This is a genomic window from Campylobacter sputorum (assembly GCF_002220775.1).
GTDB classification, from domain to species: Bacteria; Campylobacterota; Campylobacteria; order Campylobacterales; family Campylobacteraceae; genus Campylobacter_F; species Campylobacter_F bovis.
The window spans coordinates 1,638,036-1,663,225 of sequence record NZ_CP019685.1 but is presented as its reverse complement, the minus strand read 5'-3'; the positions used below and the strand labels follow the sequence as shown (position 1 = coordinate 1,663,225).

The following is a 25,190-nucleotide window of genomic DNA, read 5'->3' as shown; positions in this document are numbered from 1 at the left end:
AAACCAATTATTGCTATATCATAGTTCATTGTTAAGATGAAATATTTTATGTATAGAATTAAGGTATACAATAAATAAAATAAAAATATTTTTTTCAAATTGTTTTCAATTTGTAATAAATCTATAATAGAATAATCTGCAAATATCTCAGAAAGGATGTAAAAATGTTAAAAAAATTAACAGGTTTAGTAATAGCGTCAATGGTTGCTGTGGGTAGTGCAAATGCTGCCGATAAAATAATGGGTCAAGGAGCAACTTTCCCGCTTCCAGTTTATAAAGATTGGGCAAAAGGTTACTATAGTGATACAAAAAATCAAGTTACTTATAGTGGCGGTGGAAGTGGAAAAGGCGTGAGTGCAATTACAGACAGAAATGGAGATTTTGGTGGAACAGATTCAGCTTTAAAAAAAGATGAGTTAAAAGATAAAAAATTACTTCAATTTCCAACAGTTATAGGAAGTATAGTTTTAGCTTATAATCTAGATGATATAAAGGATCATGCTCTTAAACTAAATGGTAAAGCAGTTGCTGGTATATTTTCAGGTAAGATAACAAAATGGAATGATCCTGTTTTAACAAAATTAAATCCAGATATTAAACTCCCAGATGCAGATATAGTGCCAGTTGTTAGAAGTGAATCAAGTGGAACGACATTTAATTTTACAAGTTATATTTCAAAAGCAAATGAAGATTGGGCAAAAAATTTCGGTGCACAAAAGACAATAAATTGGGGTGCAAAAGTTACTCCCGCTCAAGGAAATCCACTTGTTGCTAAGACAATTAAGCAAACAAAAAATTCAATTGGTTATATAGAATATGCTTATAAAGTAAAAGAAAATCTAGATGCTGCTACTTTGCAAACAAAAGATGGCGATTGGGCTGAACCAACTGAAGAGAATTTTGCAAAAGCTGCATTAAATTCAAACTTTAGCATTGATGAACATTTTTATGATGTTTTAGCTTATGGAAAAGGTGCAAAATCATATCCTATAGCAGCTGCAACATTTGTTCTTGTTCCTAGTGATAATGTGGAGTCAGCAAAAAAAGTAACTAGATTTTTCAGCTGGGCTTTTGAAAGTCAAAAAGGACAAAAAATGGCTAAAGATTTAGGTTATTTACCTCTTCCTGAAGATACTGTTAAAATGATTAATGAGTATTGGAAAAAATACGGTATTTCTCCAAAATAAGTTTAAGTTTTATCTTAAAATACAAAAACCCTAAATTAAATTTAGGGTTTTTAAATTTAATAACAAAGAATAATTCATGACAAATATTCAAAAAAATGCAAGATTTAGAGAACTTATATTTTGTAGTTTTACTAAAACAGCTTCTATTTTAGTTCTTGTGATACTATTTGCTATTTTTATCGCACTTGTTTATTACTCAATACCTGCTATAAAAGAGTTTGGATTTGAATTTTTGATAAATTCAACTTGGGATGTAAATAAAGGTGAATTTGGAGGTTTTGCTTCCATTTATGGTTCTATTGTATCAACTATAATTGCTATGTTATTAGCAACTCCTGTTGCGATTGGAATAGCTATATTTTTAACTCAAATTGCTCCATTTAGAATTAGAAATTTTTTCAGTATAAATATAGAACTTTTAGCTGCCATTCCTTCTATTGTATATGGTATGTGGGGATTTTTATATTTTGTTCCAATAATACAAAAACTCTTTGGCGGAACAGGCATGGGACTTTTAACTGGTGGAATTGTGCTTTCTATAATGATACTACCATTTATTGCCTCAGTTACAAGAGATAGCATGGAAGCAACTCCTGAAATTTTAAAGGAATCTGCTTATGCCTTGGGTGCAACTCAGTTTGATGTGGTAAAAGATATAATTTTCCCATATTCTAAAGCTGGCATTATAGGTTCAATAATTTTAGCTTTAGGCAGAGCTTTTGGAGAAACAATGGCTGTTGCATTTTTGCTTGGAGGAATTTCTGTTGTGCCAAATAGCATTTTTGATCCAGCAACTAGTATACCAGTTACATTAGCTACGCAATTTGGCGAAGCAATGGGTAATGAAATTTATGAAAGCAGTTTATTTTATCTAGCACTCATACTTTTTGTTATTAGTTTTATAACTATAGCCATAGCTAAATTTGTGTTTTTAAGAGAAAAAAGGGTTATAAAATGAGTGAAGACAGATTTTTGAAATTAAGGCTTCAAGCTACTAAAAAAAGAGTATTTATAAATAATATTGTAAGTACTTTTTCTATATTTTTTGCAATAATTGGTCTTTTATTTCTTTTTTGGATAATATTAACACTAGTTATAAAAGGCATTGATGGTTTTAGTTTTAGGATGTTTTTAACTGATACTATAGAAGGCGGTATTAGAAACGCTTTAGTAGGTCATGCAATTTTGATAACTATAGCTTCTTTAATAGGTATTCCCATTGGGTTATTAGCAGGAACATATTTAAGTGAATATGGTGGTCCAAATGATAAAAAATCAAATTTCGTTAGAAATATGAGCGATATTATGATGAGTACCCCATCTATTGTAATTGGTGCTTTTGCATATGCAATATTAGTAAGTCCTATGAATAGTTATAGTGGTTTAGCTGGATCTATAGCACTTTGTATAATGATGATACCTGTTGTTTTAAAAACAACTGATGATATGTTGACACTTGTGCCACAAACTTTAAGAGAAGCAGCTATTGCACTTGGTGCACCTAAGTATAGAGTCATAGTAGATATAATTTTTCGTGCTGCTAAAAATGGATTAGTAACTGGTATAATACTTTCTATTGCAAGAGTTGCAGGAGAAACAGCACCACTTTTATTTACATCATTTCATAGTGATTTTTTTGTATTAAACCCATTAGAGCCTATGCCATCTCTTACAAATACAATTTATGAGTTTACACAATATCCAGATGAATATCAAAATATAATTGCATGGTCAACAGCGTTTTTATTAGCTGTATTTGTTTTAGGTATAAATATAGTGTGTAGATTTTTAATCAAACAAAAGAAAAGGTAACATATGTCAACTATAACTGAAATTCATGACAAAAAGATTTTAACTATCAAAGATTTTTCATTTTGGTATGCAAGTTCTCAAAGTCCAAATTTAAGGAATATAAATATGCCTGTTGCTATAAATAAAGTAACAGCACTCATTGGGCCAAGTGGATGTGGTAAATCAACACTTATTCGTTCCATAAATAGAATTCACGATCTTTATCCAGGCAATAGATATGAAGGAGAGATACTGTTTCATGATAAAAATATATTAGATCCAAAAACAGATTTAATAGATCTTAGAATAAAAATAGGAATGATTTTTCAACAACCTACAGCTTTTCCTATGAGTATAAAAGATAATGTTGAATATGGTTTAAAACTTCAAGGCATTAAAGATAAAAAAGTTTTATCTGAAATTACTGAAAAATCCCTAAAAGGTGCAAATATCTGGGATGAGGTTAAAGATAGATTAAATGATGATGCTGGCGGTTTGAGTGGTGGACAAAGGCAAAGACTTTGCATTGCTAGAGCGATTGCAGTTAGTCCAGATGTTTTGCTTTTTGATGAGCCAACTTCTGCACTTGATCCAATCTCAACTATAGCTATAGAAGAACTTATTAATAGACTAAAAGAAAAATACACCATAGTTATAGTTACGCACAATATGCAACAAGCTACTAGAATTAGTGATTATACTGCATTTATGTATCTTGGGGATTTGGTTGAATTTGGAGAAACTAAACAGATATTTGAAAATCCTAGAGAAAAACTGCTTCAAGAATATGTTGGTGGTAAATTTGGTTGATAGGTATTTAAAAAATTTTAAAAAATGTATTATATAATCTCTTTAGTATAAAGCTAAGGGTATAGTTTATGAAAAATATTTTACTTATAAATGGTGCTAAATTTTTTGGAAATTCTAGCGGAAGATTAAACCAAACACTTCATGATGTAGCAAAACAAACACTAACAAAAATGAAAAAAAATGTTAGTGAAACTATTATTGATAGTGGTTATGAAGTTTGTGATGAAGTAAAAAAATATTTAAAATCAGATCTTGTTATTTATCAAATGCCTGGCTGGTGGATGGGTGAGCCATGGATTGTAAAAAAATACATCGATGAGGTTTTCTCTAGTAGCGATGGAAAGTTTTTTAAAAATGATGGTAGAAGTAGTGCAAATCCTGCGAAAAACTATGGAAAAGGCGGTTTGCTAAAAAATAAAAAATATATGTTTAGTTTAACTTGGAATGCACCAATTGAAGCATTTAATGATAAAGATGAATTTTTTGGCGGCATTGGCGTAGATAAGGTATATTTACATTTGCATAAAGCTCACGAATTTATAGGTATGAGTGCACTTCCTACATTTATATGCAATGATGTTGTAAAAAATCCTAAAGTAGATGTTTTTATACAAAACTATAAAAAACATCTTATAAAATTTGTTGTGTAAATCAAAATGAATAGTCAAAATAATAGCAGTTTGCCAAGTGATATACAAAAAGAACTTATAGAAGAATTATTGGCTATAAAGCCAAAAGAAATTTGGCTTTTTGGAAGTTATGCAAAAGGTAATCCAAAACCAAGTAGCGATGTAGATCTTTTTGTAGTAAAGAAAAATTTAAAAGAAGAGTTTCACAGGGATTTTGTAAATTTAAGAAATGATCTTAAAAAATTTCAAGATAAATATGGCATAGATATAGATATATTTGTAGATACTAAATCAGGGATTAAAGAAAAAATTGCAAAAGGAGATAGTTTTTATACTTCAGTTTTTGATGGTGCGACTAAAATTTATAGCAAAAAAAGGCAAACCATAAATACTATAAAGAAACAATCAAAACAAAAAAATAAAATAGGTCTTTGGCTTAAACAAAATTTATTTAAAGAAGATGGATTTTAGTATAGGTTTATTTTTATTATATTTGCTATAAAACATTAAAACTAACAAACAAACAATAGCAGATATAGCACAAACAAACAACCCAGCATTTGCTCCAAACTTATTAGTGAAATATCCTGTAAATATAGCTCCAAACGGAACACTTCCTTGAAAAAACAGACTATAAATACTCATAACTCTTCCTCTAAATTCATTTTTGGTATTAAGCTGTATTGTTGAGTTTATGCTAGCTGCTGTTATAACAAAACAAAATCCTGTTAGTGATAAAAATAGTGCAATCACCCAAAAAATTTGCCATATTCCTATGCAAAATAGACTAAAAGCAGTTATGAAAGGTATTGTATTTATAAGTCTTAAGCTAAGTTTTCCATACATTGCTATAAAAAATGCTCCAAAAAATGAGCCTATGCCAAGAAAAGACATTAAATATCCAAAAGTTTGTTCCCCTCCGTCAAGGATAAATTTAGAAAGTGCTGATATGGTTATATTATAATGTGGTATAAACATAGTCATAATTAAAGTTATGAAAAGATTATGTGATATTATTTTTTGATTTTTTACATAATTAAAACCATCTTTAATAGACAATAATACATTGCCTTTATTTTCTTGTTTTGAAATTTTGCGATTTGGTTTTATAAAAAATAAACTTACTATGATGGCTGCAAAACTTATAGCATTAAATATAAAGCAGTATTTTACTCCAAAACTCATCATAACCATACCAGCAAGTCCTGGTCCTAAAACTCTTGCTACATTAAAAGCCATTGAGTTTAATGCAACTGCATTTTGTATATAATCATCGTTATCTACTAGCTCATAAACAAATGAGTGTCTAGCTGGTGCGTCAATACATGAGAAAATACCATTAGCAGTAGCCAACATAAGTATATTTATATATAACGCTTTATCTAAAATCGTCATGATACTAAAACCTATTGCAACTAACATTAGTCCAATTTGTGAAATAAATAGTATATATTTTGTATTAATTTTATCAACTAAAACACCAGAAAATAGCGATAAAATTAGTATTGGTAAAAATTGAGCAACTGCAACAATACTAACTAAAAACGGATCATCTGTTATAGTTAGTGCTAACCAAGGCTGAGCAATGCTTTGCATCCAAGAACCAATCAGTGATATATTCATACCAAACCAATAGTATCTGAAATTTTTGTATTTTAATGATATAAATGGATTTTTAAAATTTTTACTCATTTTGTTATGATATCAAAGTATACTTAATAAAAAAATTTAAGATATAATACGGATTTTGGAGTAAATTTTATGACAAGATTTTTTAATATTATAAAACAAAATGATCCTGCCAATTTTAGTTTTTTATGCTATAAAAGCTGTTGTTGCTGTGCTTTTGTGGCAAATATTTTTTATGGATTTGGTGGGCTTATATGGGCAAGTGCCGCGTCTGTAGGGATATTTTTCCTTATAAATATAAAAGGAAGCACAAAAGATGAAGTTTTTGCTTTTTTTTCTTATATAGCAACTTCCATCGCTTTTGTATATTTTATGGATAATTTTAGAAATCTTGGTTTATATCTTTTTATCCCGACATTTTTTTGGCTCTTTTTCATATCTTTTTGTTCGTGTTTTAATAAAAATTTAAGCTTAGCTTTAATCCAGACAACTTTTGGCGGATTTTTCTTGCTTATTGCTATAAAATATGAAAGCGATAAAACTGCCGTTATGATAGGATTTTTGATAGGTGGCTTAATATCAACATTTTTAAGAGTTGTTAGTTTTACATCACATGGAAAATTTACAAAAAAAGCATTTAGTGCGATTTTAGATGATTTGATAAATTTAAATGTAAATTTATTTGATAACAAATTTAGCAAATTTCAGCAAAAAAGCCTATTACACATAAGTAAATTAAAAGAATTATTTTCCTTAAAAAGTGTTCAGTTTAAAGATCAAAACTTAATAAAAAATCATTCAAGGGCTTTGTTTTATCTATATAAATGTGAAGAAATTTTACATCTTTTAAGCATTATTAGAGCGAGTTATAAACAGGTAAAAGATGATAAGATTATACAAGAATTACAAGATGAAATTTCTTTAAATCTAAAAAATTTAAAATTACTTTTTTTGGACAAAGATATTAAAGTAAAAAACGATGTATTTCTTAAACTAAAAGAGGAAAATAAAGAAGTTATATCATCTTTAGAAATTTTATACCATACATTTAATCTTTTTATATTAGGCGGAGAAAGAAAAATTAGCCTAGAAATAAAGCAAAAAAATAGTATTTTATCGCAAATAAAAAAATCATTTGATTTTACAAATTTGACTTTTAGATATTCGGTAAAATTTGCTTTTGCTGTTTCTTTGGGTGTGTTCATGGCTTTGTATTTTAATGTGGATCATGGATTTTGGATAGCACTTGGTGTTATGACTGTTATGAGATTTAGTGTTGATGATATTAAAAACGCTACAAAAGATACAATTATTGCTACTATTATAGGAATGGTTATTGGAGTTGGTTTGCTTTTGTTATTTGGTGTTAGTTTGATGTTTTATGTTATTGGTTTTATTATGCTGTTTTTAGTATTTTATATTAAACCTTTTAGCTTCTTTTTTTGGATGATTAATTTTATAATTTTACTAACAATGTATTTTGCTCTTGTTAGTGCAGACTATGAGGGACTTATGTTGCTTAGATTTGAAGATATGGCTGTTGGATTTTTAATCTCTATTATAATATCAAGTATATTTTGGAGACATAGATTAAAAGATGAAATAAGACCTATAATAGACAAAATATTAATAAATTTTTCAAATCTCTTATATACAATTATAAATAAAAATTTAGATAACTTCACTAACAATCAAAGTTTGTTGTTATTAAATTTAAAAGATTATAAAAATTCTATAAAAACTACTAAAAGCAAAATATTTGATGATATTTTATGTGAGTTTGAGCATATTGATGTAATGATTTTAAATTTAAAAACTTATTTGCAAAAGCATGATTTTGATGATGAGTTTGTAAATAATGATTTGTTAGCTATAAAAAGTCGATTTGATATGTTAAAAAGCTTAAATGACTATCTTCCATCTTATTTTTTTAGTGATTTTATGAATGATGATAAGAAACTGCTTACTATGATGAATAAAATAACGAATTATCAAGAAAATCTTTATGGTTATATTGACGATGCGAAAAATACAAAAATATGGTGAAATTTTAGTTATATTTATGCTTTTTAAAATAGTATATAACTTTAAAAATTTAATTAGGCAAAATTGTAAGAGATTTGTTAATTATACTCTACTAAAACTACAGCACTACAATGCCTTTATCTGCTTTATTAAATAATAATCTTTTGAGAAAAATTTTGCTTTACGGACATATTTATATTCACAATCAAATTTTATATTTTTAAAATATAACACTAAAATTTCAAATAATCAACAAAAAATATTTTGAAATTTTTGGTTTCTTCCTTTGAACTTATAAACTTTAAATCAACAAACTCTATAAATTTATTTTTAAATTTTCTAAATCTCATGTAAAAATACTTCTCATATGTTTGGTAACATTGCTTATTTTTCATTATACAAATTAAACTGAAATTTAATAATTTAACACCATTAAAGTAGGGGTCGATAAGTTCTCGTAACACAAAGAGAGTTTCTAATTTTTTTTGAGTTGTCGTATAATGTGTTCTTCAATTTTAAGCCAAATTTACATATCTTTTTTTAATTTTTAAGCATAACTCATCTTTTAACAAATTCATATAATCTTCAAATAAATATCCAGATGCCTTGTAGTAAGTTGTGTTAGCACTATCTTGGATTCTTTTGCTAAATTTAAAAGCGTAAGGTAAAATCTCATCTTCTAAAAATTCTTTTGCAATACAAATTCTTATGATTTTTAAAAGCAAATTTCAAAAATAAAAGTTCATTTGAAACACTATCAGATGGAAGCTCTGTAAAATAAGAGTTAAATTTTTTATCTTTATAAATTTGAGCTATTTCTACTGAATTTTGAGTATAAATTTGTGGCAATCTGTTGAGTAGTAAATGAAGCAAAGGGAGAGGCTTTTGTTTCATCTAAATTAGCTATAAAAAGTCTTGTAAAATCAGCATTTATATCTTTAAAGTCATCAAATTTACTTAATAACTCAACCTCTTTTCTAAATGATTCGCTATATCTTTCATAAAAATAATTTTTATGCAAATATAGGCTTTTTATTTTATTAAAAAGCCTTTCATTTGCACTATAAAATATTTGCGCGAAAAATCCCGCACAAAAACTATAACATAACATGAGTATTTACTAATCCATAAAAAATAGCTCTAATTGCTAAGATTCCAAGTATTCCTATAATTAAAGCTAGTCCTGCTATGATTTTGCTTTTGTTTCTAAGATAGATATTAAAATACCAAATTGTCATAGCAAGTCCTACAAGCATAGCACCCAAAAAAATAAACTTAGAGTAGTTTCCTTGAAGCAGATCAAATGGATTTATAATACCTGCTACTTGAACATTTCCTAAATGCAGAGTTTGAAATACTATTGCAACTAAAAGCATACCACCGCCAAATAGTCCAACTAAAAATGCCATCTTTTCTTCATGCTCTTCTTTTGCAAAAAATGTGTGATACATCAATCCGCCTAAGAAAAACATACAAGCATAGAAGTTGATTAATGTTACATCAAATCTCCAAGTTGTAACGGTGCGTTGCATACTTCCATAGGCTCCTGCCATAAAAAATATACATAAAATTCCACTTATTAAAGCTAGATATAAAAATATCTTATTATTTTTATACCAAAGTAAAAGAGCAAAAAGCAGCACAAGTCCTGCAAAAGCAACTTCATTATTCATCCAGCCTATATGCCACTCATGATTTGCATAAAACACTCCCATTCTTCTTATGAAATTTAGTGAGTGAGTTATATCTCCTAAGTGAAATAGTGATGGAAGCATAGCTATACCCATAGCAATAGTAGTAAATATGCCAAATTTTTTAATGTTTGTTCTAATTCCTTGATAATAAGCAGGAGTATAAACAAAAACTAACCCTATAATAGCTTGTGCAAATACTGTAAAAAATAGAAGTGGAATTTCAGCAGCTATAATATCAAACAATATCATCTTTTACTCCTTGATAGCGATGTGGCAGATGCATAACTCCACCTTTATCACCACTTTTTCTAGTGTTTTTCTCAGGTTTTATAACTAAATTTGGTAGTGTTGCACTCTCTTTTATCAAAGGTGCAACGCTTGCTAAATAGCCATGTTTAGCTCTTAAATCAGATATATTTCCATAATCTAGCGCCCTAAATGGACACGAGGCAACGCAGATTGGATCAAGTCCCTCATCAAGTCTATCTATACAGCCATCGCATTTATTCATATGTTTTTCAGTAGCGTTAAATTGTGGTGCACCATATGGACATGCCATAGCACAAGCTTTACAGCCAACACAAATTTTATCATTTACCATAACAATGCCATATCTTGTCTTCATCATAGCACCAGTTGGACAAGCTTTTAAACAGGCTGGATCTACGCAGTGATTACAACTTATAGATGTGTAGTAAGCAAAAACATCATTTGAGATGATAGTGCCTTCTTCATTCATACTATATCCACCACCTTCATACTCATAAACTCTTCTAAAATTTACTCCCACTGGTCTATCTTTGTAATCTTTGCAAGCCATTTGACAGGTTCTGCAACCTACGCACCTGCTTTGATCTATCATAAACCCAAATTGATCATCTTTATTTAATTTACTCATTTATTAAGCCTTTCTTATCTCTACTAAAACAGAATGAACGCCATTTCCCTTAGCTATCGCTGTTGGTTGATCTGATGTTAGAGTATTTATACATCCGCCTACATCAATACCATTTTCAAATTTAGCCCATCCGCCTTGATATGTTAAAGCAGCACCTGGTATTACTCTTGAAGTTACCTTTGCAATTCCACTTATCTTTCCTATGTGATTTTCCACTATAACCTTATCGCCTGTTTTAATATCTCTATTTTTAGCATCAAATTTGCTAATTAAAATTTCTTGTGGATTTAGTTCTCTAATAGCAGGACTATCCCAAAAACTTGAATGTGTTCTTCCCTTGTAATGATATCCATAAAACTGAATTGGATATTTTTCTCTCATTGGATCTCTTGGCCCCATTAGAACATCTTCAAATACCGGAACAGGCTCTATTTGTTGACCTGGTAAAAGTTTCCAAGTTTTTTTCATCTCAGCCAACTTTGTTGAATAAATTTCAATCTTTCCTGTTGGAGTGTTTAGTGGGTTTGATTTGGGGTCTTTGATAAAATTTTCAAGAGCTATTCTTGGTTTTACGGGCTTATCAATTTTCCAAAAACCTTTGGTTTTTATTTCATTATAAGAAGGTAAAAAGCTATATTTTTTTGTTGTGTCATTCCATAACCATTCAAGCCATTCGTCCCAAGTTCTCTTTTCTGTAAATTGTGCTTCAAATTCACGACCACCAAGCTTATTTGCTAAAAGAGTGCAAATTTCATATGGTGTTTTAGTTTCACCAAGTGGCTCTATGGCTTTTTGAGCAAATATTGCATACGGTCTCGTGCTACAATCGCCCATTGTAACTCTAACAATATCATTGTATTCAAAAGACAAAGCGCTAGGCAAAATTATATCTGCATATGAATTTGAGTGAGTTCTTGTAATATTAACATCTATAATTAACTCGCACAAGCTTTCATCTTCTAAAATTTTGCTAGTTGTTTGAATATCTGCATGTTGATTTGTTAGACAATTTCCACCTAAATTAAAGATTATTTTAATAGGAGCTTTCAAGTGGTCTGCATTTCTAACGCCGTGTTCTAGGGCAGTCATCTTTTCACCAAGCCTAACTCCCTCATACCATAAAAAGCATGGAATAGAAGTTTTAACTGGATTATTAAAAGGCAGTGGAGTTGTATCAAAATTCCAACTGCTTCCGCCTCTACCACCTGTATTTCCACCTAAAATACCAACATTTCCTGTCATACAGGCTAGTGTCGCGATAGCTCTACTTGATTGTTCGCCGTTTGCATGGCGTTGTGGTCCCCAACCTTGTTCTATAAAACATGGCTTTGTAGAGGCTATCTCTCTTGCAAGTTTTATAATCCTTGAAGTTGGTATTCTTGTAATTCTCTCTGCCCATTCTGGAGTTTTTGGAGTTTTATCATAGCCTGTTCCTAAAATATAATCCATATAAGAGCTATTCTCTGGGGCATCTTCTGGCAAGGTTTCTTTGCTAAATCCTATACAATATTTATCTAAAAACTCTTTATCATATAAATTTTCTTTGATCATAACATAAGCCATACCTGCTATTAAAGCAGCGTCGGTTCCTGGAGCTATTGGGATCCACTCATCGCTATTTCCTATCATAGTGTCGTTATATTGTGGATCTATACAAATAATTCTTGTGCTATTTTTTTCTCTCATTTGTTGCAAAGAATATCCAATCGATGAGCCACCCATTCTGGTTTCTGCATGATTTGAACCAAATAAAACAGCAAGTTTTGCATGAGCTAAATTTTCAATATCAGACCCTGCACTTGTGCCATAAAAACAAGTTAAACCATTAGCTATTTGAGCGGTCGAATAGCTATTGTGATAATTTAGATAACCGCCAAAAAAACTGAGCAATCTATGATAACTACCATCCAACCAACCTGCCATAGTTGAACCAATAGTGCCTGTGTGATAAAGTATATAAAGTGCTTCATTTCCATACTTTTCTTTTACTTCTTTCATCTTAGAAGCTATTGTATTAATAGCCTCGTCCCAACTAATTCGTTCAAATTTACCCTCTCCTCTTTTTCCAACTCTTTTTAACGGATAAAGAAGTCTATTTGGGTTATAGTATCTATATCTTGTAGAGCGTCCTCTAATACAGGCTCGTATTTGACGATTTTCGTAGGTGTCATCACCATCATCATCTGTTGTCATATGAGTGATGATACCATCTTTTACATGAGCTTTTAGCATACATTTACTGCCACAATTTACTGGACAGCCGCCAATAAAGGTTTTTTCTTCATCATTTTTTAGTGGATTTAGCTCATTTGCTGATGCGCTCATAACATAAGCACCGGTAAGTCCGCTAAGTTTTAAGAAATTTCGTCTATTTACTCTCAAATTATCTCCTTTTCTCAAAATAAAATAATTATACCTCTCACTTATTAACTTAAGCTTAAATTAATTTTTTATATCTAAGTATCTTTGTCGAAGTTAACTTATAGATAGAAGTATAAATGTGTCGTTAAGTTTTTAAATTACGAAATATTTTTAAAATCTAAAATCGAAATTTAAACTTTTTTATTTGGTATTAAGCTAGATTTATTAATTATTGTGGCGGGCAGAGAGAGATTCGAACTCTCGGTGAGTTTCCCCACACACGCGTTCCAGGCGTGCTCCTTCAACCACTCGGACATCTGCCCTACAAGTGGCACATTCTAGCAAATTTAATCTTAAATTAAAATTTTTATAATCTAGCTAATACTTTAGGTTTATGTTTTATAAGTTAGTTTTGATTTAAATAAATGTTATTTTATGAGTTATTAAATTTTGTATTAAAGCCAATAAATCAATGATAATTCTTTATAATAACAATATATAAATTTTTTAATGATTATGCCAATAAGGCATTGTTATCGCAAAATTTGTTGCAAACTAATAACAATATTTCTTGTTTTGTTAGTAGTGTTGTTTTTTAAATTTAGCTAGCAAAAACAAAATTTAATGCTTTTGCTAGCTATAAAGAATATAATGTTTTATTTAATTAAATTTTTTGCAATATCTGCTATATTTTTAGGAGTAAATCCAAAGTGTTCGAATAAATCCTCGGCTTTTGCACTTTTTCCAAAACTTTTCATACCAAAAACTTCATCTGCAAATTTATACCATTCATTGGAATTTGCAGCTTCAACGGCTAAAATGAAACTATGTTCATCAAAAATTTCTTTTATATAGCTTTGTTCTTGTTCGCAAAGCAGATCAAAACAAGGTGCGCTAACAACATTTACGCTTATATTTTCACTCTCTAAAATTTCAGCAGTCTTTAAACATAAACTAACTTCGCTTCCGCTTGCAACAAGTGTTAGTTTTGGTTTGTTTGATTTTTTAAGCAAATAAGCACCATTTTTTACATCTCCGAAAATCGGCTCTCCTATATATTCTAACCCTTGGCGAGAACATACAAAAGCACTAGGCGAGTTTAAACTAAGTGCTTTTTGCCAAGATTTTACATTTTCATTTCCATCAGCTGGTCTAAAAACATAGAAATTTGGCATAGCTCTTAGCATAGATAGTTGTTCTATAGGTTGATGAGTTGGTCCATCTTCTCCTACGCCAATGCTGTCGTGAGTAAATATAAAAAAGTGCTTTAAACCCATTAAAGCAGCCATTCTAGCTGAGTTTTTAAGATAATCGCTAAAAATGAAAAATGTAGCTGAAAAAGGCAAAAATAGACCATATCTTGCAAAGGCGTTATTTATAGCTGCCATTGCATGTTCTCTTATACCAAAGTGTAAATTTTTGCCATGTGGAAAATCACCCATTTCTTTAAGCTCAGTTTTATTTGATGGTGCTAAATCAGCACTCCCACCTAAAAATCCAGGAAGTGCTGCGGCAATAGCGTTTATTATCTCTCCATTGCTATCGCGAGTTGCAATTTTTTTGTTTTTAAAATCAGGATAAGTTATTTTAGAAAAATCAGGATTTTTTAGCTCGTTTAATAATTTTTTCTTATCTTCACTTATGGTTGACACTTCTTTATCCCATAAAGATTGTGCCAAATCACCCTTTTCAACAGCACTTCTAAATCTTATTAATACATCATCACTTACAAAAAATTTCTCATCAGGATTAAATCCTGCGAGTTTTTTTGCTTTTTTTATAAGCTCTTCTCCTAGCGGCGAGCCGTGAGATTTGTGTGAACCTTCTAAATCTGCAGCACCTTTAGCGATAGTTGTATTTGCAATGATTAGATATGGTTTTTCTTTATTTTTGGCTTCATTTATAGCAAATTCTATCTCATCGTAATTATGTCCATTTATCCTTGCAACCTCAAATCCTTGTGCTTCAAAACGAGCTTTTACATCCTCATTCCAAGAAATACTAGTTGAGCCTTCGATTGTTATACAATTTGAGTCATAGATGATAACAAGATTATCTAGGCAGTATCTACCAGCTAACGCACATGCTTCATAACTAATTCCTTCTTGTAAGTCTCCATCACCGCATAAACAATAAATCTTGTGATCTATAATTTTTTTGTTTTCATCATTTAGTAAATTTGCTGCATATTTTGCTGCCATTGCAAAACCAACAGCATTTGCAACACCTTGCCCCAAAGGTCCTGTTGAAATTTCAACTCCATTAGTTTCTATTTCAGGGTGTCCTGGGGTTTTTGAGTTGAGTTGGCGGAAGTTTTTAAGATCATCCATATCTAAATCATATCCACTTAGGTATAAAAAGCTATAAACTAACGCACTTGCATGTCCGCCTGAAAAGACTAATCTGTCGCGGTTTAACCATTTTGGATTTTTAGGGTTGTGCTTTAAATGTTTTGCTAAAACAACCATAATATCTGCAAGTCCCATAGGTGCGCCAGGATGTCCAGAGTTTGCTTTTTGAATCATATCAGCACTTAAAAATCTTATAGTATCAGCCATTTTTTGATACATTTATTATCCTTTTATATATTTGTTTATTAAATTTTTTATCATATTTTGAAATTTATCATCAAATTTAGAAATCTGAGTATAAATTTCATCTATAAGTGAGTTTTTAGCTTCTATTGCACCGTTTAATCCAAGTAAATTTGTAAATGAATTTTTATTAGTATCGTTATTTGTAGGTTTTCCAGCTTCATTGCTCGATGATGTTGCGTCTATTATATCATCTTGAATTTGAAAAGCAAGCCCTAATTTTAGCCCTATGTCATAAATTTCTTTTGTGTTGCTTTGTCCGCTTATGATAGCACCCATTTCAAGTGAAGATGCTATCAATGCGCCTGTTTTGTGTTTATGAAGAAATTTAAGTTCATTTATATCTAAGTGTTTGTTTTCAAAAAAACAATCTATTGCTTGACCCAAAACCATACCATAAATTCCTGCATTTTTCGATAAACTCTGTATACACAAAATTTTCGTTTTATCATCTAAATTTGCATTCGATAATACAAAAAAAGCATGAGTGTTTAATGCATCTCCTGCTAAAATAGCAGTAGCTTCATCATATGTTGTATGAAGAGTTGGCACTCCCCTTCTAAAAGGTGCATTATCCATAGCTGGTAAATCATCATGTATTAGTGAATAAGTGTGGATCATTTCAAGAGCTAAAGCTACATCCATAGCACTATCTAAAAGTTCTGATTTGTAAGCTTCAACCATACTAAGTAAAAGTTGAGCTCTAAAATGTTTTCCGCCAGCTTTTAACATAGTTTTTAATGATTCATCAAAATGAGGATGAAAACTATCAGTGCACGGTAAATTGCTATCTAAGTGTTTAATAAATTTATCTAATACACTCATCTTTTTACCCTTATAAAAAAATGAAAATCATTTCTAGATACTAAGAAATAATATGTATTTCTATCTGCTTTTGCTATAAAATCATTTACGGCTGATAAGTTTTTAAAATTTTGTTGATCTATTTGAATTATTTTATCGCCCCGCTTAAATCCATCTTTTTGTGCCATAGAATCAGATCTAACAGATTTTATTGTAAGGTTATTATTTAGAATTAATCCGTATTTATTTAAAAACTCTAAACCAACATTTTTTGGTTTTGGTGTTACTATTTTTTTAGGTGACTGTTTATCTTGCTGTTGTGCTAAATTTAAATCAAACATAGAAATAAGAGTTTGGTTGGTATCTTCTTTGTTGTTTTCTTCATTTTGAGGTGAAATTTTTATATCAAATTTTATTTTTTCTCCATCTCTTAAAACTTCTACTTTTATGATTGAATCTTTATCTGAAAAAAGTATGATTTCATTCAATTCTCTAAGTGATTTTGGTTTTATATCATTTATACTTAAAACCTCATCGTCTTTTAATAACATTTTACCTTTACCAAATGGATTTACTTCACTTACTATAAATTTATCATCTTTGGTTTTATCAAATTTAACACCTATGTCCCCATAAAACACTTCACTTGATTTAACAAAATGTTCTAAATATCTTGAACCTATAAATTTATCTTTACCAACACTAATTCCCATTACACCGCAACAAGGAGCCGATAAAATTCCAGTTTTATTTGCTTCAAAGCTAAGAGTATCGAGAATTCCAAGATTTTCGCCAAGCTCTTTTATATGCCCCATTTGAGTGTTATTATGCTCTAAAATTCCAACCCAATTACTTTTATCTAACTCTCTTTCATTACCAAGTTTAGCAGGAGCAAGGGCTGTATCGCTAGAAACTAGATAAAGTTGTAAATAAGGATCAAATTTGAGATACTTTTTTGGAGCTTTTTCACCAGTTCTAGGAACTGCAATGAGATTTGGCTTGATAACAAGTCCAAACATCCCATCTATATATACACCAGAATCTTTTAGTTTTTCATAGCAAACATTAAAATCATCTTGAGTAGGTCTAGCCTCTCCAAACAATAAGTTAATACACACAATTAACAATAAAAGCTTTTTCATTTATCCTCCAAATCCGCCTAATCCTCCAAGCATTTTGCTTGCAAGCTGTTTTTTGTTGTCTTCTACCATTTTCATAACATCGTTTATTGCAGATATTATCAAAATTTGCATACTTTCTTTATCTTCAAGTAAACTATCATCTATACTTAAGTCTATGATTTCGCCTTTTCCGTTCGCACTAATATTTACTAATCCACCACCACTTTTTGCACCAAAAGTAAGATTTTCGTTTTCTTTTTCAAATTCTTGTGCCTTTTTTTGAACTTCATTTAATACATCACCCATTTTTGAAAAATCAAATCCCTCAAACATATTTAGCCCTTTATTTCGTTATTTTCATCTACATGTACTATTTTTGGTTTAAATGTTTTTGCTTCGTTGTAATCCATACTTCCATAAGCTATAATTATAACCAAATCATCCTTGCAAACTTTTCTTGCAGCTGCACCATTTAGGCAAATTTCTCCTTTTTTATCACTTTTTATAACATATGTTGAAAATCTCTCGCCGTTGTTTATATTTACAATATCTACTTTTTGATATTCAAGTAAATTTGCTTCTTTCATCAAATTTACATCTATTGAAATAGATCCGACATAGTTTAAATCAGCATCTGTAACCTTAGCTCTATGAATTTTGCTTATCATTACATCTATATTCAAATCTTATCCTTTTACTAAATTTAAAATGGTTTCTTGATCGCTATAATGGTATTTTACACCTTTTATCTCTTGATAATTTTCATCGCCCTTGCCAAGCACGACTACAATTTCGCCATTTTTTGCCATATCTATAGCCATTTTTATGGCTTTTGTTCTATCTTCTTCGCAAGTTGCATTTTTGCTCATATCCATACCAGAACAAATATCGTTTATGATATCAAGTGGTTCTTCAAAGCGCGGATTATCGCTAGTTACTATGCTATATTTTGCATAGTGTTGCACGATTTTGCCCATTAATGGTCTTTTTGTTTTATCTCTGTTGCCACCAGCCCCAAATACTACTATTAGTTCATTATCTTTAAGAGCGTCTAAAACCTTTTCTATTCCATCAGGTGTATGAGCAAAATCAACTATAACTGTTGGGTTATCACAAATTTTTTGAACCCGTCCTTCTACACCTGCGAAATTTGATAGAGCTTTTGAAATCTCTTTGCAAGAGTGTTTTGTTAGCATTTTTATAGCTCCAAGTGCCGCTAATAGGTTATAAAGATTAAATTCTCCTTGTAAGTCGCTACTTAGCTCAAATTTCTCACTTCCATTTTTTAAAACAGCTTCTATTCCGCCTCTTAATGAGTAAGCTTCAACTCCAAAAGTAGCAGGTCTTTTTATAGCATATGTTAAAGCTTCTTTTGGATTGTAAACTATATGTTCATCATCACTATTAATGAGTTTTGGTGTATCATCTGCAAAAAAACTGCTTTTTACCCTTGCATATTTGACCATACTTCCGTGATAATCAAGATGATCTTGTGATAAATTTGTAAATACTTTTAAAGCAAAATTTAACCCTTCTATACGGTTTTGTGCTATTGCATGAGAACTAACTTCCATAACAAAAAAATTACATTTTTCTTCACTTGCTTTTTTTAAATAACTTAGAGTTGTTAAGATTGGCATTGTTGTAAGAGATTTTTCATCTATTCTTTTGTCATTAACAAAGGCACCTCTTGTTCCACAAAGTCCGCATCCATAGCCAAGATCTATTAAAGCAGAATATATGGCAGCTGCAGTTGTAGTTTTGCCATTTGTTCCAGTTATTCCTATAATTTTTATATCTTTATCTATACCAAGTAGCTTTTTAGCTTCGTCTAATGATATAATGCTAGCACCATTTTTTATAGCGTCATTTTCAAATTTAGCATTCATTTGTGTTTTTACAAATTTACAACCTTTTTCGCATTCATTTGAATTATCTGTTATAAAAAAATTATCAAATTCTATTTTCATTTTCTTGCCTTTGTGAAATTTGCTTTATGAGTATATGAAGTCTTTCGTCATCTGGGAAAATTTGTGCAGCACTTTCTAAATAATTAAGCCCAAGCTCTATAAATCCATTTTTTATAAGATTATCTAAAAATTCAAGTAAGTCATCTCTGTTTGATATCATAACTTTACTTGAAAACATGATATTTTCAAATGTATTTTTAAAATCGCCATTATCTTTTACCAAAGACATAAATTCACTATATGAAATCGCATTTTGCATCATTAAATTTAAAGTGGTATTTTCAAATTTTGATTCTAAAATTTCTATAATACTATTTAAATCATCAGTATTTTCTTTATTTTTCATTTTTTTTAAAACTATGTCAAATATCGTTTGGGCTTCATTTTTGTTGGTTTTTGCTAGCTCGCAAATATTTATAAGCATCAATATAAATTTAGAATCCATTGTTTCATAAAGCATAGAAAAACAAGTTTTTGCAAGTTCATAGTTTCCATCATAAAAAGCTTTGATTGCAATATTTTTATATTTCAAATTTCTCACCTACTGGTATATTTACAACTTCTATTTCTGGGTGAATGTCTATTTTTAGTTGTCTTTCAACACCATATTTTAATGTTTGTCCGCTTGATGGGCAACCATGACAGGCACCAATCAATCTAACATAGACTTTTGCATTTTTTATTCCTAAAAATTCCATTCCTCCGCCATCTTTTTCAAGCATAGGAAGTATTTTAGCTAAGCTTATTTTTACTGGTTTTAAAAGCTCTTCATCGCTAAATGGTATCATAATTTTTCCTTACCCATAAAAATAACCTATATAATAGCAAAAATTTCATAACATTTTTATAAACACATTTTATAAGGTTATATACAGAAGATAAAAAATGATTTTTTTGATTTAAAATTTAATTTGATTTAACTATTTTATTTCCTTTTTTTAAGGAAATAAATATGTAAATTTTAGCAAAAAAACACTATATTCCTTGACTTTTGATACTTAATCTTGATAATATACAAATCTTTTTTTAATAAAAAAGGTCGCATGTTCGCGACAAGTTCTTTGTAAAAGGAAAAATCATGGAAAGAATAAGGTTAAAGCTAAAAGCTTACGACCATAGAGTTCTAGATCGCACAGTTGCAGCCATTGTAGAAGCTGTTAAGAGAACAGGTGCGGACGTTAGAGGTCCTGTGCCAATGCCAACAAAAATCAAACGCTACACAGTCTTAAAATCTCCACATGTAAATAAAGATTCACGCGAGCAGTTTGAGATGAAAATTCATGCACGTATGCTTGATATTGTCGCAGCTACGCCGGATACGGTCGATTCACTTACAAAACTTGACCTTGCTCCAGAAGTAAATGTCGAAGTTCGTGCAATGGGCAAGTAAGAAAACAAGGATTAAGTTATGGAATACATTGTAGAAAAAATCGGTATGAGCCGAACTATAGCAACTATTAGCACTCCTGTTACCTTGCTTAAACTTGTAAATACTAAAGTTTGTGAGTTAGCAGAAGGCGGAAAAGCACTTGTAGCTTATGCACAAGGTAAAGCAAACAACAAAGCTATAGCTGGGCAACAAAAAAAATATAATTTAACAGCAGAATTTAATAAATTTGCAACTATCGAAGTAGCAAATAATGAAGCTGGTGATTTAGATGTTTCGCCATTAAGTGAAGCTAAAGTTATAAAAGTAAGTTTTAATGATAAAGGTCGCGGTTATCAAGGTGTTATGAAAAGACACGGATTTGCAGGCGGTCCAAAATCTCATGGTAGTAGATTTCATAGAAGACATGGATCTATCGGTAACTGTGAATGGCCAGGTAGAGTTCAACCAGGTATGAAAATGGCAGGACATATGGGTAATAAAAAAGTAAGCGTTAAAAACGAGTTAATGAGCTTTGATAAAGAAAACGGAATTCTTGTATTAAAAGGCTCAGTTCCTGGATTTAATGGTGCTATGGGTAGAATAAGGATAGTAAAATGAGTAAAATAACCATTTTAGATGATAAATTCAAAAAATCAGGCGAACAAGAGCTTCCTGCATCTTACGCTGAGGTAAACCCACACAACCTATATCTTTATGTAAAATCTTATCTATCATCTGTTCGTGCAAATACAGCACATTCAAAAGGTAGATCAGAAGTAAGTGGTGGAGGTAAAAAACCATGGAGACAAAAAGGTCGTGGTGGTGCAAGAGCTGGCTCAACTAGAACAAATGTTTGGGTAGGCGGTGCTGTTGCATTTGGTCCTACAAACGAGAGAAATTATAATCAAAAAATAAATAAAAAACAAAAAAGATTAGCATTAGAATTTGCTTTAGCACAAAAAGCTGAGTCAAATAGTATTTTTGCAGTTGAAAGCATTTTAATTCCATCTGGAAAGACAAAAGATGCAGTTAGTATGCTAAAAAAACTAAATGTTCGTGATGCACTTATAGTAGGCGATTTTTCAAATGAGAAAAATTTCACTGAAGGTAAAGCAGTAGAAATAGAAAATACATTTTTAGCTTATAGAAATTTACAAAATTGCTATATAGTAGATAAAAGTGAGATAAATGCTTATCTTGTTTCAGTATTTAAAACAGTGATTTTTGAAAAATCAGCACTTGAATCAATAGTAAAAGAGGGCTAAGATGGCAGATATAACAGATATAAAAACAATTATTTATACAGAAAAAACTCTCTCACTTCAAGAAAATGGTGTTGTTGTTATCCAAACTTCACCTAAAATGACTAAAAATGGTTTAAAGGCTGTTTTGAAAGAGTATTTTGGGATTACGCCACTTAGAGTTAATTCCCTAAGACTTGATGGCAAAGTTAAGAAATTTAGAGGAAGAACTGGTGTTAGAAATGACATCAAGAAATTTTATGTCAAGTTGCCTGAAGGCGTAAGTCTTGAAAATATGGAGGCTTAATTATGGCTATAAAAACATATAAACCTTATACTCCAAGTCGTAGATTTATGACAGGACTTAAAAATGATGATATAACAGCTAAACCTAGTGTTAGATCTTTGCTTGTTAAAATACCTGCAACAGCTGGTAGAAATCATAATGGTAGAATAACATCTCGCCATAAAGAAGCAGGTGCTAAAAAGCTTTATCGTATAATAGACTTTAAGCGTCGTAAATTTGGTATAGAAGGCGTAGTTGAAGCTATTGAATATGATCCAAATAGAAATTGTAGAATAGCGCTTATTAGCTATAAAGATGGCGAAAAAAGATATATTATTAAACCAAATGGATTAAATGTTGGAGATGTAGTTGCTTCTGCTGAATCTGGATTAGATATAAAACCAGGAAATGCTATGAAATTAAAAAGCATTCCAATTGGTACAATTATCCACAATATAGAGTTAAAACCAGGAAAAGGTGCTCAAATGGCAAGAAGTGCTGGTGGTTATGCACAACTTATGGGTAAAGAAGATAAATATGTAGTTCTTAGATTACCAAGTGGTGAAATGAGACAAGTTTTAGCCGAATGTATGGCAACCGTAGGTGTTGTTGGTAATGAAGATTGGTCAAATATATCTATAGGTAAAGCAGGCAGAAATCGTCATAGGGGAATTCGTCCTCAAACTAGAGGTTCAGCTATGAACCCAGTAGATCACCCACATGGTGGTGGTGAAGGTAAGAAAAATTCTGGTAGAAATCCTGTTACGCCTTGGGGTCAACCAACTAAAGGTTATAAAACAAGACGCAAAAAAGCAAGTGATAAGCTTATAATTTCAAGAAAGAAAGGAAAATAAGATGGCACGATCACTTAAAAAAGGTCCTTTCGTAGATGATCATGTAATGAAAAAAGTTGTAGCTGCAAAAAAAGCAAATGACAACAAACCTATAAAAACTTGGTCAAGACGCAGTACGATTGTGCCTGACATGATCGGACTTACATTTAATGTCCATAATGGTAAAAGTTTTATTCCTGTGTATGTAACAGAAAATCACATAGGTTATAAATTAGGTGAGTTTGCTCCAACTAGAACATTTAAAGGCCATAAAGGCTCTGTTCAAAAGAAAATAGGCAAGTAGGAGGAAATATGAGTAAATCAACTATTAAATTTATTAGACTTTCTCCAACTAAGGCTAGACTTATAGCAAAGCAAATTCAAGGTATGAATGCTGAGTTTGCACTAGCTACTTTAGAATTTACACCAAATCGTGGTGCTAAATACATAGCAAACGCTATATCATCAGCTGTTGCAAATGGCGGGTTTGAGCCAGAAGAAGTTATAGTTAAGAGTTGTCGTGTGGATGCTGGTCCTGTTCTTAAAAGATTTAGACCAAGAGCAAGAGGAAGTGCGAGTCGCATTAGAAAACCAACTTCTCATATTATGGTAGAAGTAGCAAAAGCTGAAAAGAAGGAAGACTAAGATGGGACAAAAAGTTAATCCAATAGGACTAAGATTAGGAATTAACAGAAACTGGGAATCAAGATGGTTTCCATCAAAAGCATCTTTACCTGAGAATATTTCAGAAGATTATCAAATAAGAAAATTCCTAAAAAAAGAGCTTTATTATGCTGGTATAAGTCAAATTCTAATAGAAAGAACAGCTAAAAAGCTTCGTGTTACTATAGTTGCAGCAAAACCTGGAATTATAATAGGTAAAAAAGGAAGCGATGTTGTTAAACTTGGAGAAAAAGTAAAACAACTTATAAATAAAGATGTAAATATAAATATAAAAGAAGAACATAAGGCTGGTGCTTCAGCTCAACTTGCTGCAGAAAATGTTGCTATGCAATTAGAACGCCGTGTTGCTTTTAGAAGGGCTATGAAAAAAGTTATACAAAATGCACAAAAATCAGGTGCAAAAGGTATAAAAATTTCAGTTGCTGGTCGTTTAGGTGGTGCTGAAATGGCAAGAACTGAGTGGTATTTAGAAGGGCGTGTTCCACTTCATACTCTAAGAGCTAGGATAGATTATGGATTTGCTGAAGCTCATACAACTTATGGAAATATAGGTATAAAAGTGTGGATATTTAAAGGTGAAGTTCTTCAAAAAGGCATTCAAGCTGAAAAAAGAGAAGAATCTGCTCCAAAGAAAACACGCAGATCTAGAAGGAGTAAATAGTCATGTTGATGCCAAAAAGAACAAAATTTCGTAAAATGATGAAAGGTCGCAATCGTGGTTATGCTACTCGTGGAACTCAGCTTGCAACTGGAGATTTTGCCCTAAAAGCTGTTGAGGCTGGTAGAATCAACTCAAGACAAATTGAAGCTGCGCGTATTGCTATGACTCGTTTTGTTAAAAGACAAGCAAAAATCTGGATAAGAGTATTTCCTGATAAACCAATAACTAAAAAACCTTTAGAAACTCGTATGGGTAAAGGTAAAGGCGGAGTTGAAGAGTGGGTAATGAACATTAAACCTGGTAGAATCATATTTGAGATGGCAGGTGTTGATGAGGCTACTGCAAGAGAAGCGTTAGCACTTTCTAAAAGTAAATTGCCTTTTAAAACTAAGTTCGTAAACAGGGAAAGTGAAAATGAATTATACTGAGTTAAAAGATAAAAGTGTTAGCGAACTTAACACTATGTTGGTAGAAAAGAAAAAGTTGCTTTTTGTTTTAAGACAAAAGTTAAAAACTATGCAGTTAAATAACCCTAAAGAGATTAGTCTTTTGAAAAAAGATATCGCTAGAATCAATACTGCAATCAACGCGATTAAATAGGGG

At 30.8% G+C, this 25,190-nt stretch carries 30 protein-coding genes, 1 tRNA gene and 1 pseudogene; 17 read left to right on the top strand and 15 right to left on the bottom strand.

The annotated features are described in order from the left end of the window. The first annotated feature begins 164 nt into the window (after window positions 1–164). The 6 genes from pstS to CSPB_RS08380 all read left to right on the top strand — a co-directional run bounded on the left by pstS (window position 165) and on the right by CSPB_RS08380 (window position 4,888). Window positions 165–1,187, top strand: coding sequence for a phosphate ABC transporter substrate-binding protein PstS (gene pstS / locus CSPB_RS08405; RefSeq protein WP_033917180.1), 1,023 nt, complete (start codon window positions 165–167; stop codon window positions 1,185–1,187). Window positions 1,188–1,263: 76 nt separating this feature from the next. After that, on the top strand, window positions 1,264–2,145 hold the full coding sequence (gene pstC / locus CSPB_RS08400; RefSeq protein ID WP_033917181.1) for a phosphate ABC transporter permease subunit PstC: 882 nt from the start codon (window positions 1,264–1,266) through the stop codon (window positions 2,143–2,145). Next, the gene (gene pstA, locus CSPB_RS08395) at window positions 2,142–2,999 is read left to right on the top strand and encodes a phosphate ABC transporter permease PstA (protein WP_089193876.1); all 858 of its coding nucleotides are present in this window, start codon (window positions 2,142–2,144) and stop codon (window positions 2,997–2,999) included. The genes pstC and pstA overlap by 4 nt, the downstream gene beginning before the upstream one ends. Window positions 3,000–3,002: 3 nt before the next feature. Continuing rightward, a complete protein-coding gene (pstB, locus tag CSPB_RS08390) occupies window positions 3,003–3,788 on the top strand; it encodes a phosphate ABC transporter ATP-binding protein PstB (protein WP_089193875.1) in 786 nt (261 codons plus the stop codon). A 68-nt stretch (window positions 3,789–3,856) separates the two neighbouring features. After that, the gene (locus tag CSPB_RS08385; RefSeq protein WP_089193874.1) at window positions 3,857–4,438 is read left to right on the top strand and encodes an NAD(P)H-dependent oxidoreductase; all 582 of its coding nucleotides are present in this window, start codon (window positions 3,857–3,859) and stop codon (window positions 4,436–4,438) included. A 6-nt stretch (window positions 4,439–4,444) separates the two neighbouring features. Beyond that, window positions 4,445–4,888: a nucleotidyltransferase family protein gene (locus CSPB_RS08380; protein ID WP_089193873.1), complete on the top strand. Its 444-nt coding sequence runs from the start codon at window positions 4,445–4,447 to the stop codon at window positions 4,886–4,888. Here the strand turns inward: CSPB_RS08380 and CSPB_RS08375 are convergent. Next, entirely contained in the window at window positions 4,865–6,109 is a 1,245-nt protein-coding gene (locus CSPB_RS08375) for an MFS transporter (RefSeq protein WP_089193872.1), read from the bottom strand. The two genes, CSPB_RS08380 and CSPB_RS08375, sit on opposite strands and share 24 nt — an antisense overlap. Window positions 6,110–6,178: 69 nt before the next feature. Here CSPB_RS08375 and CSPB_RS08370 point away from each other — a divergent pair, with 69 nt between their 5' ends. Beyond that, the gene (locus CSPB_RS08370; RefSeq protein ID WP_089193871.1) at window positions 6,179–8,092 is read left to right on the top strand and encodes an FUSC family protein; all 1,914 of its coding nucleotides are present in this window, start codon (window positions 6,179–6,181) and stop codon (window positions 8,090–8,092) included. 494 nt (window positions 8,093–8,586) lie between these two features. Here the strand turns inward: CSPB_RS08370 and CSPB_RS08365 are convergent, their stop codons facing one another. From CSPB_RS08365 to CSPB_RS08300, 14 genes are all read right to left on the bottom strand, one after another. Further along, window positions 8,587–8,796, bottom strand: coding sequence for a hypothetical protein (locus CSPB_RS08365; RefSeq protein WP_089193870.1), 210 nt, complete (start codon window positions 8,794–8,796; stop codon window positions 8,587–8,589). 74 nt (window positions 8,797–8,870) lie between these two features. Beyond that, complete coding sequence (locus CSPB_RS08360; RefSeq protein ID WP_151899148.1) at window positions 8,871–9,092, bottom strand: hypothetical protein; 222 nt, start codon at window positions 9,090–9,092, stop codon at window positions 8,871–8,873. A 76-nt stretch (window positions 9,093–9,168) separates the two neighbouring features. Further along, complete coding sequence (locus CSPB_RS08355) at window positions 9,169–10,014, bottom strand: DmsC/YnfH family molybdoenzyme membrane anchor subunit (RefSeq protein ID WP_089193868.1); 846 nt, start codon at window positions 10,012–10,014, stop codon at window positions 9,169–9,171. After that, window positions 10,001–10,663 (bottom strand): DMSO/selenate family reductase complex B subunit, encoded by a 663-nt coding sequence (locus tag CSPB_RS08350; RefSeq protein WP_089193867.1) that lies wholly within the window; start codon window positions 10,661–10,663, stop codon window positions 10,001–10,003. Before CSPB_RS08350 ends, CSPB_RS08355 begins: the two co-directional genes overlap by 14 nt. A 3-nt stretch (window positions 10,664–10,666) precedes the next feature. Then, window positions 10,667–13,045: a DMSO/selenate family reductase complex A subunit gene (locus CSPB_RS08345; protein WP_089193866.1), complete on the bottom strand. Its 2,379-nt coding sequence runs from the start codon at window positions 13,043–13,045 to the stop codon at window positions 10,667–10,669. A gap of 214 nt (window positions 13,046–13,259) precedes the next feature. After that, window positions 13,260–13,347: transfer RNA gene (locus tag CSPB_RS08340), tRNA-Ser, on the bottom strand. Window positions 13,348–13,680: 333 nt separating this feature from the next. Continuing rightward, window positions 13,681–15,594, bottom strand: a complete 1,914-nt coding sequence (gene tkt / locus CSPB_RS08335; protein WP_089193865.1) for a transketolase — start codon at window positions 15,592–15,594, stop codon at window positions 13,681–13,683. A 3-nt stretch (window positions 15,595–15,597) separates the two neighbouring features. After that, window positions 15,598–16,443, bottom strand: coding sequence for a polyprenyl synthetase family protein (locus tag CSPB_RS08330; RefSeq protein ID WP_089193864.1), 846 nt, complete (start codon window positions 16,441–16,443; stop codon window positions 15,598–15,600). Then, a complete protein-coding gene (locus CSPB_RS08325; RefSeq protein ID WP_089193863.1) occupies window positions 16,440–17,564 on the bottom strand; it encodes a DUF7488 domain-containing protein in 1,125 nt (374 codons plus the stop codon). The genes CSPB_RS08330 and CSPB_RS08325 overlap by 4 nt, the downstream gene beginning before the upstream one ends. After that, on the bottom strand, window positions 17,565–17,876 hold the full coding sequence (locus tag CSPB_RS08320) for a YbaB/EbfC family nucleoid-associated protein (RefSeq protein WP_033917190.1): 312 nt from the start codon (window positions 17,874–17,876) through the stop codon (window positions 17,565–17,567). It abuts the gene before it with no gap. Between the two features lie 2 nt (window positions 17,877–17,878). Beyond that, window positions 17,879–18,226 carry an aspartate 1-decarboxylase gene (gene panD / locus CSPB_RS08315; protein WP_089183240.1) on the bottom strand — a complete coding sequence of 116 codons (348 nt, stop codon included), beginning with the start codon at window positions 18,224–18,226 and terminating at the stop codon, window positions 17,879–17,881. Between the two features lie 3 nt (window positions 18,227–18,229). Next, window positions 18,230–19,513, bottom strand: a complete 1,284-nt coding sequence (locus CSPB_RS08310; RefSeq protein ID WP_089193862.1) for a UDP-N-acetylmuramoyl-L-alanyl-D-glutamate--2,6-diaminopimelate ligase — start codon at window positions 19,511–19,513, stop codon at window positions 18,230–18,232. Continuing rightward, window positions 19,497–20,045 carry a hypothetical protein gene (locus tag CSPB_RS08305; protein ID WP_033917193.1) on the bottom strand — a complete coding sequence of 183 codons (549 nt, stop codon included), beginning with the start codon at window positions 20,043–20,045 and terminating at the stop codon, window positions 19,497–19,499. Before CSPB_RS08305 ends, CSPB_RS08310 begins: the two co-directional genes overlap by 17 nt. Then, a complete protein-coding gene (locus CSPB_RS08300; protein ID WP_033917194.1) occupies window positions 20,035–20,301 on the bottom strand; it encodes a NifU family protein in 267 nt (88 codons plus the stop codon). The genes CSPB_RS08305 and CSPB_RS08300 overlap by 11 nt, the downstream gene beginning before the upstream one ends. Before the next feature lie 290 nt (window positions 20,302–20,591). Here CSPB_RS08300 and rpsJ point away from each other — a divergent pair, with 290 nt between their 5' ends. From rpsJ to rpmC, 10 genes and pseudogenes are all read left to right on the top strand, one after another. Beyond that, complete coding sequence (rpsJ, locus tag CSPB_RS08295) at window positions 20,592–20,903, top strand: 30S ribosomal protein S10 (protein WP_033917195.1); 312 nt, start codon at window positions 20,592–20,594, stop codon at window positions 20,901–20,903. A gap of 18 nt (window positions 20,904–20,921) precedes the next feature. Next, on the top strand, window positions 20,922–21,500 hold the full coding sequence (gene rplC, locus CSPB_RS08290) for a 50S ribosomal protein L3 (protein WP_033917196.1): 579 nt from the start codon (window positions 20,922–20,924) through the stop codon (window positions 21,498–21,500). Next, complete coding sequence (rplD, locus tag CSPB_RS08285) at window positions 21,497–22,147, top strand: 50S ribosomal protein L4 (protein WP_033917197.1); 651 nt, start codon at window positions 21,497–21,499, stop codon at window positions 22,145–22,147. Before rplC ends, rplD begins: the two co-directional genes overlap by 4 nt. Window position 22,148: 1 nt before the next feature. Continuing rightward, window positions 22,149–22,430 (top strand): 50S ribosomal protein L23, encoded by a 282-nt coding sequence (locus tag CSPB_RS08280; RefSeq protein ID WP_089183234.1) that lies wholly within the window; start codon window positions 22,149–22,151, stop codon window positions 22,428–22,430. A gap of 2 nt (window positions 22,431–22,432) precedes the next feature. Further along, the gene (rplB, locus tag CSPB_RS08275) at window positions 22,433–23,263 is read left to right on the top strand and encodes a 50S ribosomal protein L2 (protein WP_089183233.1); all 831 of its coding nucleotides are present in this window, start codon (window positions 22,433–22,435) and stop codon (window positions 23,261–23,263) included. 1 nt (window position 23,264) lies between these two features. After that, a complete protein-coding gene (gene rpsS, locus CSPB_RS08270) occupies window positions 23,265–23,546 on the top strand; it encodes a 30S ribosomal protein S19 (protein WP_033917200.1) in 282 nt (93 codons plus the stop codon). 8 nt (window positions 23,547–23,554) lie between these two features. Continuing rightward, window positions 23,555–23,884, top strand: a pseudogene (rplV, locus tag CSPB_RS08265) (50S ribosomal protein L22); the annotation flags it as partial. A gap of 4 nt (window positions 23,885–23,888) precedes the next feature. Further along, on the top strand, window positions 23,889–24,587 hold the full coding sequence (gene rpsC, locus CSPB_RS08260; RefSeq protein WP_089183232.1) for a 30S ribosomal protein S3: 699 nt from the start codon (window positions 23,889–23,891) through the stop codon (window positions 24,585–24,587). Between the two features lie 2 nt (window positions 24,588–24,589). Continuing rightward, a complete protein-coding gene (gene rplP / locus CSPB_RS08255; protein WP_089183231.1) occupies window positions 24,590–25,015 on the top strand; it encodes a 50S ribosomal protein L16 in 426 nt (141 codons plus the stop codon). Further along, on the top strand, window positions 25,002–25,187 hold the full coding sequence (rpmC, locus tag CSPB_RS08250; RefSeq protein WP_033917204.1) for a 50S ribosomal protein L29: 186 nt from the start codon (window positions 25,002–25,004) through the stop codon (window positions 25,185–25,187). Before rplP ends, rpmC begins: the two co-directional genes overlap by 14 nt. Window positions 25,188–25,190 lie beyond the last annotated feature (3 nt).

Bases quoted from the DNA above. Each gene is read 5' to 3' on its own strand.
- pstS (WP_033917180.1), top strand. From the start codon at position 165: ATGTTAAAAAAATTAACAGGTTTAGTAATAGCGTCAATGGTTGCTGTG.
- pstC (WP_033917181.1), top strand. From the start codon at position 1,264: ATGACAAATATTCAAAAAAATGCAAGATTTAGAGAACTTATATTTTGT.
- pstA (WP_089193876.1), top strand. From the start codon at position 2,142: ATGAGTGAAGACAGATTTTTGAAATTAAGGCTTCAAGCTACTAAAAAA.
- pstB (WP_089193875.1), top strand. From the start codon at position 3,003: ATGTCAACTATAACTGAAATTCATGACAAAAAGATTTTAACTATCAAA.
- CSPB_RS08385 (WP_089193874.1), top strand. From the start codon at position 3,857: ATGAAAAATATTTTACTTATAAATGGTGCTAAATTTTTTGGAAATTCT.
- CSPB_RS08380 (WP_089193873.1), top strand. From the start codon at position 4,445: ATGAATAGTCAAAATAATAGCAGTTTGCCAAGTGATATACAAAAAGAA.
- CSPB_RS08375 (WP_089193872.1), bottom strand. From the start codon at position 6,109: ATGAGTAAAAATTTTAAAAATCCATTTATATCATTAAAATACAAAAAT.
- CSPB_RS08370 (WP_089193871.1), top strand. From the start codon at position 6,179: ATGACAAGATTTTTTAATATTATAAAACAAAATGATCCTGCCAATTTT.
- CSPB_RS08355 (WP_089193868.1), bottom strand. From the start codon at position 10,014: ATGATATTGTTTGATATTATAGCTGCTGAAATTCCACTTCTATTTTTT.
- CSPB_RS08350 (WP_089193867.1), bottom strand. From the start codon at position 10,663: ATGAGTAAATTAAATAAAGATGATCAATTTGGGTTTATGATAGATCAA.
- tkt (WP_089193865.1), bottom strand. From the start codon at position 15,594: ATGTATCAAAAAATGGCTGATACTATAAGATTTTTAAGTGCTGATATG.
- CSPB_RS08330 (WP_089193864.1), bottom strand. From the start codon at position 16,443: ATGAGTGTATTAGATAAATTTATTAAACACTTAGATAGCAATTTACCG.
- CSPB_RS08325 (WP_089193863.1), bottom strand. From the start codon at position 17,564: ATGAAAAAGCTTTTATTGTTAATTGTGTGTATTAACTTATTGTTTGGA.
- CSPB_RS08320 (WP_033917190.1), bottom strand. From the start codon at position 17,876: ATGTTTGAGGGATTTGATTTTTCAAAAATGGGTGATGTATTAAATGAA.
- CSPB_RS08310 (WP_089193862.1), bottom strand. From the start codon at position 19,513: ATGAAAATAGAATTTGATAATTTTTTTATAACAGATAATTCAAATGAA.
- CSPB_RS08300 (WP_033917194.1), bottom strand. From the start codon at position 20,301: ATGATACCATTTAGCGATGAAGAGCTTTTAAAACCAGTAAAAATAAGC.
- rpsJ (WP_033917195.1), top strand. From the start codon at position 20,592: ATGGAAAGAATAAGGTTAAAGCTAAAAGCTTACGACCATAGAGTTCTA.
- rplC (WP_033917196.1), top strand. From the start codon at position 20,922: ATGGAATACATTGTAGAAAAAATCGGTATGAGCCGAACTATAGCAACT.
- rplD (WP_033917197.1), top strand. From the start codon at position 21,497: ATGAGTAAAATAACCATTTTAGATGATAAATTCAAAAAATCAGGCGAA.
- CSPB_RS08280 (WP_089183234.1), top strand. From the start codon at position 22,149: ATGGCAGATATAACAGATATAAAAACAATTATTTATACAGAAAAAACT.
- rplB (WP_089183233.1), top strand. From the start codon at position 22,433: ATGGCTATAAAAACATATAAACCTTATACTCCAAGTCGTAGATTTATG.
- rpsS (WP_033917200.1), top strand. From the start codon at position 23,265: ATGGCACGATCACTTAAAAAAGGTCCTTTCGTAGATGATCATGTAATG.
- rpsC (WP_089183232.1), top strand. From the start codon at position 23,889: ATGGGACAAAAAGTTAATCCAATAGGACTAAGATTAGGAATTAACAGA.
- rplP (WP_089183231.1), top strand. From the start codon at position 24,590: ATGTTGATGCCAAAAAGAACAAAATTTCGTAAAATGATGAAAGGTCGC.
- rpmC (WP_033917204.1), top strand. From the start codon at position 25,002: ATGAATTATACTGAGTTAAAAGATAAAAGTGTTAGCGAACTTAACACT.